Genomic DNA, 13,530 nt, shown 5'->3' with positions numbered 1-13,530 from the left:
AAATTTACGCAATAACTTTAGAATTTTACGGTTTTCCAGAAGATTTATGAATTGTTTAATTCGCTAATCTTTTGAACATTAACTAAATAATTTCTTTAAGCTGAACTTGTTTCAGTTTCTGGAGCTATTTCCCGTTATTCGCTATATCTTTTTACACGCAAAAAAGCGTGAAAAAAGGATGTCGCTGCTACCGGGGCTAAAAATCAAGATCACAACACGATGCCACTTTATAAAATCATACATCCTAATGCCGCCACCCAAATTTTAATTTGGAAAATAATGGAACCTTTCTCCGAATTAAACCAGCAGATTGTTCTTAATGTAAACAATCAAAATCGACTGGACGGAATGAAATCCGAAATGCACCAACGCGCCTTCCTGAGCGTTCGTAAGGCATTGCAACAAGCCGGATATACTGATTTTGATTTGTATTATGACACCTTCGGAAAACCCCATTTACACGATGGAAAGCACATTTCCATCACACATTCTCATGAGTTTTCGGCCATCATAATCAGTGACGAAACTGTAGGAATCGACATTGAATTGCAAAGAGACAAAATCACTCGAATCGCTGATAAATTTTGTGACAGCGAGTTTCAATTCTTGGATATGGATAGTGAAGAATATATCCGAAAATTAACGGTTATTTGGGGTGCCAAAGAGGCTATTTTCAAAATTAGAAACGAAAGAGGAATCAGTTTCAAAGACCATATAAACGTTCATTCATTTGAATTAAATGCTAAACAAAATAAAGCTAAACTTCATTTTAATAATGTATTGAAGAATTTCAATATTCATTTTGAAGAAATAGAGGATTTTACGTTAGTTTATGCTTTCGAAAAATAGTACACAGTATTTCATCGCGCAGTTTGTCATTGCTTTGCCCGTACTGGTTAAGCAATGAAAAGACAATTAATAAGCAACAATATAAAGTATCAGAAATCCGTTTAAATCCACAAAATCCGCGTTATCTGCGTACCAAAAATGACAAACATTTATAACGAAATCATACAATCTAAAGTCGAATGTCAAAAGCTCCTGGCGATTCTTCTGGATCCTGATAAAATAGTTTTGGAAAATTTACCTAGTTTAATTTCAAAAATCAATCAATCACCCGCAACACATATTTTCATTGGCGGAAGCCAGGTTGAAAACAACATTTTAGACGAATTAATTATAGAAATAAAAAAAAGCAGCACATTGCCTATCGTTTTATTTCCTGGAAACCCATCTCAAATTTCAGATAAAGCCGATGCGATTTTGTTTTTGTCTTTAATTTCTGGTCGCAATCCTGATTTTTTAATCGAACACCAAGTAAAAGTAGCACCCATTTTAAAACAAACCCAACTCGAGATCATTTCTACCGGTTATATTTTGATTGAAAGTGGCACTGAAACCGCAGTAGAACGCATTAGTAAAACAAAGCCTTTAGATAGAAATAATCTGAATTTAGCATTGGCTACGGCACTAGCGGGAGAAATGTTAGGTAATAAACTGATTTATCTCGAAGCGGGAAGTGGCGCTAAACAAGCTGTTCCGTTAGAAATGATTGCATTAGTTACGCAAAATATTGAAATTCCGTTACTTGTTGGTGGTGGTATTGTAGATTTGCAGGGAATTCAAAACGCGTATGCTGCCGGAGCCGATCTAGTAATTATAGGAACCGCTTTTGAAAAGGATATTAATTTTTTTAACCTTAATTAATGATAGACTATTTTTTTTCGCAGTACAGCGAGTATTCAACATTAGATATTATCTTGGAAATTATAGCTGTCATTTTTGGACTATGGAGTGTTTGGTACGCCAAAAAAGACAATATTCTGGTTTTTCCAACCGGATTAGTGAGTACGTCCATATTTGTGTATTTGCTCTGGAAATGGACCTTGTGGGGTGACATGATGATTAATGGCTATTATTTTGTAATGAGTATTTATGGCTGGTACCATTGGACCCGAAAAAAAGGCGATACGGAAGAATTCCCAATTTCAAAAATTTCAAGTTCTGAAAAACGAATTGCGATAATTCTTTTTATATTTACGGTCGCTTTTGTGGTTTCAGTATACCACTATTTTGGTAAATTTACCACTTGGTATGCCTATGTAGATACATTTATTACAGGGATTTTCTTTGTGGGAATGTGGCTCATGGCCAAAAGGAAAGTCGAGAATTGGGTGTTTTGGATTATTGGAGATGTAATTTCCATTCCGTTGTATTTTGCCAAAGGCTATACCTTTACCAGTTTTCAATACATAGTATTTACAATAGTTGCCATTTTTGGCTATTTAGAATGGAAGAAAATCTCAGACAGCTCTCAAACGGAGTTACAAAAATAATTAAAATAGCTTTATTTGGTCCTGAAAGCACTGGCAAAACTACCTTGGCCAGACAGCTTGCGGACTATTATAAAACGGAATGGGTTCCGGAGTTTGCACGTGATTACCTGCAAGAAAAGTGGGATTCAAGTCAGCAAATATGTACCGTTGATGATATGCTGCCCATTGCTTACGGTCAAGCTAAATTAGAAAATGAACGAACGCTGATTGCCAATAAATATCTTTTTTGTGATACGAATTTAATGGTGACCAAAGTTTTTTCGGAGGTGTATTACAACTACTGTGATCCTTTGTTGCATGAAGCAGCTCGCGCACATGAATACGATTTGTTTTTTCTGACAGATATTGATGTACCCTGGGAAAAAGATGATTTGCGAGACAAAGCAGAAGGAAGAGAATCTGTTTTTGCCGTGTTTAAACAATCTTTAATCGATAATAATAAACCATTTATAACCCTTTCCGGAGACCAGGATTTGCGTCTCAAAAAGGCAATTGCAAGTGTTAATGACTTAACTTTAGCAAGGGAACTCGGGTTTTCCTCGGATGATTTTCTGTATATTCAGGAGTATGGAATTTCAATGAAAAACATTCAAAAGCAATTGAATTTTTTTAAAAACGGTATCCCCAAAGCAGATTTGGTTCGTCCGGCAACAGTGTCTAATGGTATTTTAAAGCTATCTGAAAAAGATTTTCAAGAAAAATCCCTTTTTTTTGATGCCCATAAATCAAATCTGAAATTACAGAAATTTGTGCCTGCTTCCGGAGCAGCCAGCAGAATGTTTAAGTTTTTGGCGGAATTTATAAATGAATTTGATGTTGAAAATGAATCAATTAATTCCTATATCAACCGAAAAAAAGCAAATAAACTTGCTGTTTTTATCGTGGGAATGGAAAAACTTCCCTTTTTTGAAGCAATCGATAAACGACTCAGAGCCGAGTATGCCGCTTTTGATACTTTAGATCCAAGTTTGAAAAATTATTATTTTATAAAATTCATTTTATCATCTGATTATTTTGACTTTGCAAATCAACCAAAAGGGACTCTTCCTTTTCATAAATACAAAACCCATATTGCAACTCCTGTGGAAGAGCATTTACAGGAATGTACGCATTATACGAGCACTAATAACTGTTCTTATTTGCATTTTACAGTGTCAGAATCCCATCAAAAAAAGTTTGAAAGCCGCATTGATGCAATTAAATCTAAAATTGAAAAGCAATCGGGTGTAACAATACAGGTTAGTTTTTCCTATCAAAGCAAGCGGACTGATACACTTGCGGTTACTATGAAAAACAAGCCGTTCCGAGATGAAAAGGGACAATTAGTTTTCAGGCCCGGAGGACACGGTGCTTTGATTGCCAATTTGAATGATTTAGAGGCTGATATAGTATTTATCAAAAACATTGACAATGTAATTCAAAACAATTTAGAGAAAATTTCTTTGTACAAAAAAGGGTTGGCGGGTATTTTGCTGGCAATACAGCAGCAAGTTTTCAGGTATTTAAACGCCTTGGATACTGTGGCAATTGAGTCCGCGTTTGTAGATGAAATTATTCTTTTTTTGAAGGAAAAATTGAATACTACAATGAAGGACGGTTTTCATACATATACTCTGGACAATAAAATCAAGGAAATAAAAGCGATTTTAAACAGGCCGATTCGCGTATGCGGAATGGTAAAAAACGAGGGTGAACCCGGAGGAGGGCCGTTTTGGGTCCGGGATCATCAAGGAGGAATTTCATTGCAAATCGTAGAAGGTTTCCAAGTCGATTTGGCAAACGACAATCAAAAGACGATTCTGGATGCTGCTACCCATTTTAATCCGGTTGATTTAGTCTGTAGCCTAAAAAATTATAAAAAAGAGAAATTTGATCTCACTCACTTTGTGGATTATAGTAGTGGTTTTATTGTGGAAAAAAATGTAGCGGGCAAAAACATCAAAGGGTATGAATTGCCTGGTTTATGGAACGGCGCAATGGCTAAATGGCTGACTGTGTTTGTTGAGGTGCCTTTGATTACTTTTAATCCGGTCAAAACGGTGAATGATTTGTTGAAACCGGCACATCAGTTCTAAAATTTACGCATCAATGGAAATAGAAAAAATCGTATCCGAATTAAGTTTTAAAGCAGTCCGGAGCAGTGGAGCCGGCGGTCAGAACGTAAATAAAGTATCCTCTAAAGTGGTGTTGACTTTTGATCTGCACCATTCTCTGGCTTTAACGGACGAAGAAAAACTTTTGATTGCAACTAAATTATCGTCCAGACTTACCACTGATGCTGTTTTAATTTTAAATTGTGAGGAAGACCGAAGTCAATTTAGAAACAAAGAACTCGTAATCAAACGATTTTTGGAATTAATAAAAAATGCATTGCTTGTTCCAAAAGAAAGAAAACCCACCAGAATCCCTAAATCAGTCATTAGAAAAAGAATAAAGGATAAAAAGACTATTTCTGAAGTCAAGAAAAACAGGAGAAAACCAAATTTAGAATAAGATTTTATTTTTTATTTTCTAAAATTCGAACAAAAAAAACTACTTTTGCGCTGTCTCAAAGGGGTGCTCTAAATAACGAGCTGAGATCATACCCAACGAACCTGGGCGAGTAATGTCGCTAAGGGAAAAAATGACAAAGAAAATAGCGTGCACACTATCTATTTGTCATAGGAAACAATCATTTATTAATTTAACAAAAGGAATAATTCCCCCTTTTATTCGTAATCTTATTTACGGATGAATACTATTTTAGTCTCAAAGTCTCAAAGTCTTAAAGTTTCAAAGTCCAAGAATCTGACATATTTTATGTCTTCTGTCTTTCTCTTTACATCATTTATCTCTTTTTCTCAAGTTAAAGACACTACGAAAGTAAACCAACTTGATGAAGTCTTGGTTTCGGCGGTGCGGGTCACTACTAAAACGCCGGTAAGTTTCAGTAATTTGGACAAAAAGGAAATCAAATTCCGAAACTTAGGACAGGATATTCCTATTTTAATGAATTATTTGCCGTCAGTTGTGACGACTTCTGATGCTGGAAATGGAGTAGGGTATACCGGAATTCGCGTACGTGGTAGCGATGCAACAAGAGTGAATGTCACTATCAACGGAATTCCTTACAATGATTCTGAAAGTCAGGGAACCTTTTGGGTAAATATGCCAGATTTTGCTTCATCATTAGAAAGTTTGCAATTGCAACGTGGCGTAGGAACGTCTACGAATGGAGCGGGTGCTTTTGGGGCGAGCTTAAACATGTTGACGGACAATTTTGCCAAAGAAAGCTCTGGTGAAATATCGAACTCTGTGGGTAGTTTCAATACCAGAAAACACACCGTAAAATTCAGTACGGGTTTGATGAACGACCATTTTGAAATCGCAGGAAGGTTATCAGCCATCAAGTCTGACGGGTTTGTAGATCGTGGCGCTTCTGATTTGAAATCCTATTTTCTGCAGGGAACGTATGTCGGTAAAACGACTTTGATAAAAGCATTGGTTTTTGGAGGTACTGAAAAAACGTACCAGTCTTGGAACGGAATAGATGCAGAAACGCTGCAGAATGACCGAGCGTTTAATTCATCAGGTGCTTTTACGGACGAGCAAGGAAATGCTCGTTTTTATGATAATGAAACGGATAATTACCAGCAAGATCACTCTCAATTGCATTGGAACGAAAAAATATCTGAAAACTGGAGTACTAATTTTGCTTTGCATTACACCAAAGGAAAAGGATTCTATGAAAATTATAAGGAAGACGCTAAATTTTCCAGCTATAACTTGACGCCAATTACTATTGGAGGAACAACAATAAATAGAACGGATTTAGTGCGTCAAAAATGGTTGGATAATGATTTTTACGGTACTACTTTTTCTGCTAATTATAAAGAGGAAAAACTGGATGTAATTTTTGGTGGTGGATGGAATAAGTATGAAGGCGACCATTTTGGAAAAGTGATCTGGGCACGAAATGCCTCACAGAGTGAGTTAGGAGATCGCTATTACGATGATTATGCCAATAAAACGGACGGGAATATTTTTGTGAAAGCCAATTACCAAATCACGGGACTCCTTAGTTTATTTGGAGATTTGCAATATAGATCAGTTAATTATAAAGCCAATGGTGTTCAACCAACACTTGTGGACGATACTTTTAATTTCTTTAACCCTAAAACGGGATTAACTTATACGATCAATTCCGGAAATTCCGTGTATTTGTCTTATGCCAGAGCCAATCGCGAACCGAATAGGAGTGATTATGAAGGCGGAAACGTAAAACCAGAAAAGCTAAATGACTTTGAATTGGGGTGGAGATATGTTGCGGAAAAAGTACAATTTAACTCGAATGTGTATTATATGGCCTATAAAGACCAATTGATTTTGACAGGGAGTTTAGACGATGTAGGTGCTCCGATACGTTCGAACAGCGAAAAAAGTTACCGCTTAGGACTGGAAGTGGATGCTACAATAGCGTTGACAGACCAATTGATTATCCGTCCTAATTTTACCTTGAGTGCCAATAAAAATATTGATTTAGCTGTTGAAGGAAAGGATTACGGCACTACAGATATCGCATATTCGCCATCGATTATTGCGGGAAATATTCTGGTCTACACACCAGTGGAGAATCTTCATATTTCGTGGTTGCAAAAATTCGTTGGGGAACAATACATGAATAATATAGAATTGCCGGCTGCAAAGTTGGCGGATTATTTTGTGAATGATTTGAATGTGGCGTACACCTTTAAACCCAAATCAATTTTTAAAGAAATAATTGTAACAGGTCTTGTAAACAATTTTTTAGATAAAAAATACGTTTCTAACGGATACATGTATGACATCTATCCGTATTATTATCCACAAGCAGGAATTAATTTCTTGGTGGGATTGACGTTGAAGTTTTAGAAAAATATCAACTAAAATTTTAGAAATCCTGACGGTCTGACTGTCGGGATTTTTTATTATCAGTGATTATTTACTAAGAATTTTAATACAAATTAATTTAAAGGGTATTTTAAATTTTTAGTTATTTATAAGAAAAATAATCTATTTTAGATTCGTCAGAAAAATAGAATTTGTTCTGATAGGATTTGAATTCACGTAATAATAGAATTAAATCTATTGGATTTAAATACCTAAATATAAGATAGTTACTCAATTAATTACTATCTAACAAAGATGTTTATTTAAACATCTTTAAAACTTCGTAGTGTGAATTATTTATAAAACTATACATCAACCTAAACTTGTTAAATTTAAGTTAAAAAAATAAGTAAATTTTTTAATCACGTTTTTTTTTTTTTTTGATATTTGCCTTGGTTAACCAGAAAAAAAGTATAAATTTAAAAAAATCACATTGTGTAAAATTCGATTTTAGAAAAAAGTATCTTGAAAATTAACAAAAAATATATTCATACTATAATCATGTTTTTCAGTGTCTTACAAAATAATCAACTAATTTTACAATTATAAAAATTTTATATCTTGAAAAATAAATTACACCTATCAATATTCTTTTTCTTATTCAGCATGTTAGGAATATATGCACAAAGTAACTATTACTACTATTATAAAGGTCAAAAAGTCTATTTGACATTAGACAAAACTTTTCTAAACATTAGTACCGAAGAAAATATACAAAAATCAAGTATCACAACTTTAAATTTCAAAGATTTCAATCTTGAAATTGACAACTCAAATATTAAAACACAAAAGACAGCTAAATTAGAATTTCAAAATATCCCGACTGATTTGGAGTTTTTACAAAAAATTAATTCTTTAAAAGAAAATCCAAACATAAATAATGTTTCATTGTATTATAAGAGAAACAACGCTTCATCTATTGGTACTTCTAATTATTTTTATATCAAGCTTAACGATAGTAATGATTTTACAACATTACAACAAATTGCAACACAAAAAAATGTACAAATTGTTAAACAAGTTCCCAATATGCCACTATGGTATATTCTATCATTGAAAAAAAGCACTATTGGAAATTCATTAGACCTTGCGAATTATTTATATGAAACAGGTTTATTTGCTGACGTTGACCCAGCCTTTATGTTTAATTTTAGAAATAATTGTACAAATGATACCGATTTTGGAAGTTTATGGGGATTAAATAATTCTGCTAATCCTAATATAGATATTAATGCGTGTCAAGCATGGAATATATCACAAGGAAATGGCGTGAAAGTAGCAGTTGTTGACCAAGGAATTGATAAAAACCATAATGATTTGGCAGGAAATATCTCCAATTTAAGTTATAATGCTCAAACATCTACTTCGCCCAGTATTTTCATCAATGGCAATCGTCACGGTACGCATGTAGCAGGAACTATTGGAGCAATTAAAGACAATAATTTACAAGTTGTTGGTGTTGCTCCATTATCAAAAATAATGAGTGTAAGCCATTCATTATCATTAACACCTAATATATCAGCAGAACTTGCCAGCGGAATTAGTTGGGCTTATCAAAATGGAGCAGATGTAATTAATAATTCTTGGGGCGACCAGGGCGGACAATTATATAACCAACTGCACAGTACAATTCTTGAGAATGCAATTACAAGTGCAATGACTTTAGGTAGAAACAACAAAGGTACTTTAATAGTTTTTGCTGCTGGTAATTATGGAAGTTCCGGTCCAATTATGGATTATCCTAGTAATTTTAATGACAATATAATAAGTGTTGGCTCAATAACTTCCATTGGTGCTCGTTCAAGTTTTTCTGGGTATGGAGCAAAATTAGATATTGTTGCACCAGGAAGTAATATTTTATCAACAACTCCAAACAATGGTACTCAGTCTTTAGATGGTACGTCGATGGCAAGTCCTCATGTTGCAGGTGTTTGTGCTTTAATTCTTTCTGCAAATCCATCTTTAACAGGTCAACAAGTTCGTGATATTATTGAACAAACATCTCAAAAAATAGGTGGTTATTCTTATACAACCATAACAGAAAGAGCGAATGGCACTTGGAATGATCAAATGGGATATGGATTGATAGATGCCTATGCAGCCGTTCTTATGGCACAATGTATGGGTTTCAATGTTCAAATATCAGGAAATAATACTATTTGTAATAGCGAAACATATACAGTTCCAGTTGGCGCAACATCTTACAACTGGTCTGTCACACAAGACAATAGTTTAGCTACCATTACAGGAAATGGCACAAACTCAGTTATATTAAACCCAACATCATCAACTGCAAGTGGTCAAATTACTCTAAATCTATATTTTGGCAACGCAACTTGCGGGTATAAAAATATTACAAAAACGATTTGGGTGGGTGTGCCCAGTCTTCCAGCGTTTTTAAAAGGGCCATCAACTGTTATTACTGGAGCGTTAGTAAATTATAATGGGGGTATTTCTCTAGGGGCAACTTCGTATGAATGGTGGTTGCCTTATCCGTATGATACTGTAAATACGTTTGATTATTTTGGACAAAACTGGCAAAAATTGACGAATTATAGTGATTCAAATTCAATTCAGGTTTTTACAGGTTACGCCCAGAATGCGGGTTTAGTACAATTTATGGGTAAAAATGCCTGTGGTTGTGGTGGGGCAAAATCTATACAAGTAAGCCATGGCTCAGGTGGTGGAGGTCAAATACCACGAATGGCTAATCCAGAAGCGACTGCATGGTATACTATATATCCTAACCCATCAAGTGATTTTGTAAACATCGAGTTAAGCGATCAAAATAGGCAGCCAACAACGAAATCGAAAATTATAGCAGAACTGTATGATTTGATGGGACATAAAAAAGGAAAGGTTGAAATTGTCAATACTATTGCAAAAATCAACGTGAGTGGATTACCAAAAGGTATTTATATTCTGAATATAAATATCGATGGACAAATAGAAGGACATCAAATTATTGTAGAGTAAAAAAAAACTTTAATCTAACATGAATAATTAACACCGTGTCAAAGATTTAGTATTAACAATAAATTTTTTAATTATGAAAACATTAATCTTAATAGTCTTGTTATTTACAATAAGTTGTAATAAAAGCGATGATGAAAATGATTTTGAACTACAAACTATTACGGCTGTTTTAGTTGGAAAAGGGCATTTGAATAATAATACTATTTATACTCGACAAAATATAGTAATAACCAATAACAATGATTGGCAAACATTATTAACTAATTTTAATTCGATTGACAATAATATAACTGCCACTTTCACAGAAACTAATGTAGATTTTAATAATTACCAAATTATTGTAGCTATTGATATGAAAAATAGAAGTACTAGTGTTGATATAACAAACATCTTAGAAAACACTAGTAACATTGCAGTAACTATACAAAATGTACAATTAGGAGTAACACAAGATGTTGCCTATCCTTTTCATATTGTAAAAATTCTGAAATCGTCTAAACCAATAGTGTTTCAATAAATACCAGTTTTTCTATTTTTTCTAAAGTGTTGACGGCATCACAAACCGAAAGTAAAAATGAGTATTTGCAAAACAGTGTCATTGCTTTTGAAGACAGACTACAAAATGGCAGTAGTCGCTCGGTTCTGGGTATTGGCAACATAAAACTTGATTATTCGCCAAGTGCTACAGAAAAATGGTACTATAACGGACAATACCAGTCGAGTAATAATACTATTTCAAAAACTATCAATTCGATAACTAATGTGAATGCGAGTGTTTTTGAAACACTCAACAAAGCCGATAATACTGCCGTAAAACAATTTATTGAGTGGCATAAAAGTTATAATGCACATCATACCACCACATTTGTAGTCAATCAGTCGTATGACTACAACACACCACAAACACGATGGTTTACGGATCAGCCTTTTTTGACAGGACTGATTCCACTGCAAGACGATGATTCCTATACCATTGAACAAATCAAGAAAGCCAAAAATAATAGTGTGGATGCGTTGGTTAAACATTATTGGGTCATTGATAATTTCAATCATTTGTATACTAATGTGGGAAATAATTATGGAACATCTCGTTTTGAAACTTCAGAGAAACAACTATTGACCAATGGAACAGTTAATGATTTTGCGTTGGCTGGTTTCGGGAATGACGTTAAGTACCAATTGAATGATGCATATATTGGAGTCGAATACAAATTCCGTATTGGTAAATGGACTAATAAACCTGGTTTATACATGCACTGGTACCATCTACAGACAGAACAGCAATTAGGAGTGCGGACATTGTCTAAAACACTCTTGCAACCGCAGTGGGACAGCGAATTTGAATTTAATAAATCAGAAACGGTAACTTTTACGTATAAACTTGAGAATAGTTTTCCGCAGGTGAGCCAAATGGCGGATCAGTTTAGCTTGCAAAATTATAATTTGGTGTACAGAGGAAATGCGTTGTTGCAAAACGAGCGCTATCATTCGGCAAATTTGCGGTATTCAAAAATTAATAGTTTTAGAGGCATTAGGATGGATGCCACAGCTAGTTTTAATAAAAAAGTAAAAACGATTCGGAACGAAATCCTATTAGATGGAATCAATCAATTTAGCACACCCATTCTAAGCGATAATCCTGAAACGAATTACAATGTACATGGTTCTATATCTAAGCAAATATACCGTTTCAGTTTGCGTTTCAATACGAGTTTGCGTTGGTTTAATTATTTACAAACATTGAATAATGTATTAACGGTAAATGACAGAAACAATCAAAGAATGGGTGTTTCCTTTCGGACAGCCCATAGGAAATGGCCTAATTTGAGTATTGGTTACACTAAAGGTTTTAGTCAGTTCTCCGGTTTGACTCAATCGAATTTTCAGACGGATGCCTTAACTGCTAATGCTGACATAACCTTTTTTAAATTTTGGACCTGTAAATTTGAATACGAAAATCTCACGAATACGAATAACAACAATCAAAGTAATTTTTATGATATTGCTAATACATCATTGCGATATCAAAAGAAAAATAGTCCTTTTGGCTTTCAATTGACTGTCAATAACCTATTTGATATCAGAGTGAAAAATGATTATTCATTCTCAGACTTTTTAATCAGCGAGCGAACTACTTTTGTTTTACCACGAGTGTTTTTATTTTCAGTGAGTTATAAATTGTAGTTAATTATAAACACAAATCGGTTTATAAATTAATTATTTTGACCGGTTTAGTGAATAACTTTTTAGATAAAAAATATGTTTCTAACGGATACATGTATGACATCTATCCGTATTATTATCCACAAGCAGGAATTAATTTCTTAGCGGGATTAACGTTGAAGTTTTAGTATAATGATTATAGTTGACAAAAAACCATCACGAGCAATTTTGATGGTTTTTTTGGTTCTATTATAAAGGATTACTTTTCTGACTTTCTGATTCAAATAAATATTTACTATTCCAGTATCTATAATTAAACACTAAAACCCCAAAAGCTCAAAACTGAATTGATTAATTTTGTATTATAAAATTAATTTTTGAATTTAATTAAAGGAAAATGGGAAATACATTAAAAATACAAATCTGGTCGGATATCATGTGTCCGTTTTGTTATATTGGAAAAAGAAGAATAGAAGGTGCTTTACAGAATTTTGAGCATAAAGATGCAGTTGAAATTGAATGGAAAAGTTTTCAGTTAGACGCCGGCTTTGTTGCTTCTCCAGAGGATGATATGGTTGAGCATTTGGCCGAAAAATATAGAAAAGATAAAGATTGGGCACAAGAGATGCTGAATAATATGACTGAAAATGCTAAAAATGCAGGATTGGATTTCAATTTTGAAAAAGCGGTTATGGCCAATTCGCTGCATGCACATCGCTTGTTGCATTTGGCTAAAAAATATGATTTGGCAAATGACTTAGAAGAATTACTGTTCAAAGCCTATTTAACGGATGGTAAGAATATTAATGATTTGGATACTTTGAAAGCGTTAGGACTGGAAGCAGGACTGAATGGCGAAGCTATTGATGAAGTGCTAAATTCTGATGCTTACGCAAATGAAGTGCAGCAGGATATAAATGAGGCGCAATCTGTCGGGGTTCAAGGAGTTCCTTTTTTTGTTTTCGATAATAAATATGCAGTTTCGGGTGCGCAACATGTGGAAACCTTTGTGAAAACACTTGAAAAAGTATGGGAGGAAGGCAAATTTGATTCGAAAGTCACGGTATTGAATACCACCGATGGAGACAGTTGTGGAATTGATGGTTGTGAGTAAAACGAGAATTTCAAACGATAAGCAATTAAGTTC

Annotated in this window: 10 protein-coding genes; all 10 read left to right on the top strand. The window is 34.1% G+C overall.

Going from position 1 to position 13,530, the window contains the following annotated elements:
• Window positions 1-219: 219 nt before the first annotated feature.
• The 10 genes from EKM01_RS12310 to EKM01_RS12260 all read left to right on the top strand — a co-directional run bounded on the left by EKM01_RS12310 (window position 220) and on the right by EKM01_RS12260 (window position 13,497).
• Window positions 220-849, top strand: coding sequence for a 4'-phosphopantetheinyl transferase superfamily protein (locus EKM01_RS12310; RefSeq protein WP_126768567.1), 630 nt, complete (start codon window positions 220-222; stop codon window positions 847-849).
• Window positions 850-987: 138 nt separating this feature from the next.
• Complete coding sequence (locus EKM01_RS12305) at window positions 988-1,707, top strand: geranylgeranylglyceryl/heptaprenylglyceryl phosphate synthase (RefSeq protein WP_126768566.1); 720 nt, start codon at window positions 988-990, stop codon at window positions 1,705-1,707.
• On the top strand, window positions 1,707-2,336 hold the full coding sequence (gene pnuC / locus EKM01_RS12300) for a nicotinamide riboside transporter PnuC (RefSeq protein WP_126561472.1): 630 nt from the start codon (window positions 1,707-1,709) through the stop codon (window positions 2,334-2,336). Before EKM01_RS12305 ends, pnuC begins: the two co-directional genes overlap by 1 nt.
• Complete coding sequence (locus EKM01_RS12295; RefSeq protein WP_126768565.1) at window positions 2,291-4,411, top strand: DUF4301 family protein; 2,121 nt, start codon at window positions 2,291-2,293, stop codon at window positions 4,409-4,411. The genes pnuC and EKM01_RS12295 overlap by 46 nt, the downstream gene beginning before the upstream one ends.
• A gap of 13 nt (window positions 4,412-4,424) precedes the next feature.
• Window positions 4,425-4,829, top strand: a complete 405-nt coding sequence (arfB, locus tag EKM01_RS12290) for an alternative ribosome rescue aminoacyl-tRNA hydrolase ArfB (protein WP_126457557.1) — start codon at window positions 4,425-4,427, stop codon at window positions 4,827-4,829.
• A gap of 306 nt (window positions 4,830-5,135) precedes the next feature.
• Window positions 5,136-7,226, top strand: a complete 2,091-nt coding sequence (locus EKM01_RS12285; RefSeq protein WP_233589326.1) for a TonB-dependent receptor — start codon at window positions 5,136-5,138, stop codon at window positions 7,224-7,226.
• Window positions 7,227-7,805: 579 nt separating this feature from the next.
• On the top strand, window positions 7,806-10,220 hold the full coding sequence (locus EKM01_RS12280) for a S8 family serine peptidase (RefSeq protein ID WP_126768563.1): 2,415 nt from the start codon (window positions 7,806-7,808) through the stop codon (window positions 10,218-10,220).
• A 97-nt stretch (window positions 10,221-10,317) separates the two neighbouring features.
• Window positions 10,318-10,737 carry a hypothetical protein gene (locus EKM01_RS12275; RefSeq protein ID WP_126768562.1) on the top strand — a complete coding sequence of 140 codons (420 nt, stop codon included), beginning with the start codon at window positions 10,318-10,320 and terminating at the stop codon, window positions 10,735-10,737.
• A gap of 29 nt (window positions 10,738-10,766) precedes the next feature.
• Entirely contained in the window at window positions 10,767-12,404 is a 1,638-nt protein-coding gene (locus EKM01_RS12270; protein WP_199749429.1) for a hypothetical protein, read from the top strand.
• 376 nt (window positions 12,405-12,780) lie between these two features.
• Window positions 12,781-13,497, top strand: a complete 717-nt coding sequence (locus EKM01_RS12260; protein WP_126768561.1) for a DsbA family protein — start codon at window positions 12,781-12,783, stop codon at window positions 13,495-13,497.
• Window positions 13,498-13,530: the final 33 nt, after the last annotated feature.

This window comes from Flavobacterium sp. RSP46 (assembly GCF_003984825.1).
GTDB lineage: Bacteria > Bacteroidota > Bacteroidia > Flavobacteriales > Flavobacteriaceae > Flavobacterium.
Note: the sequence above shows the minus strand (reverse complement) of the source record. Positions and strands in the feature narration are given on the sequence as shown.

Coding starts and splice junctions, on each gene's coding strand:
- EKM01_RS12305 (WP_126768566.1), top strand. CDS start 988: ATGACAAACATTTATAACGAAATCATACAATCTAAAGTCGAATGTCAA.
- EKM01_RS12310 (WP_126768567.1), top strand. CDS start 220: ATGCCACTTTATAAAATCATACATCCTAATGCCGCCACCCAAATTTTA.
- arfB (WP_126457557.1), top strand. CDS start 4,425: ATGGAAATAGAAAAAATCGTATCCGAATTAAGTTTTAAAGCAGTCCGG.
- pnuC (WP_126561472.1), top strand. CDS start 1,707: ATGATAGACTATTTTTTTTCGCAGTACAGCGAGTATTCAACATTAGAT.
- EKM01_RS12295 (WP_126768565.1), top strand. CDS start 2,291: ATGGAAGAAAATCTCAGACAGCTCTCAAACGGAGTTACAAAAATAATT.
- EKM01_RS12260 (WP_126768561.1), top strand. CDS start 12,781: ATGGGAAATACATTAAAAATACAAATCTGGTCGGATATCATGTGTCCG.
- EKM01_RS12285 (WP_233589326.1), top strand. CDS start 5,136: ATGTCTTCTGTCTTTCTCTTTACATCATTTATCTCTTTTTCTCAAGTT.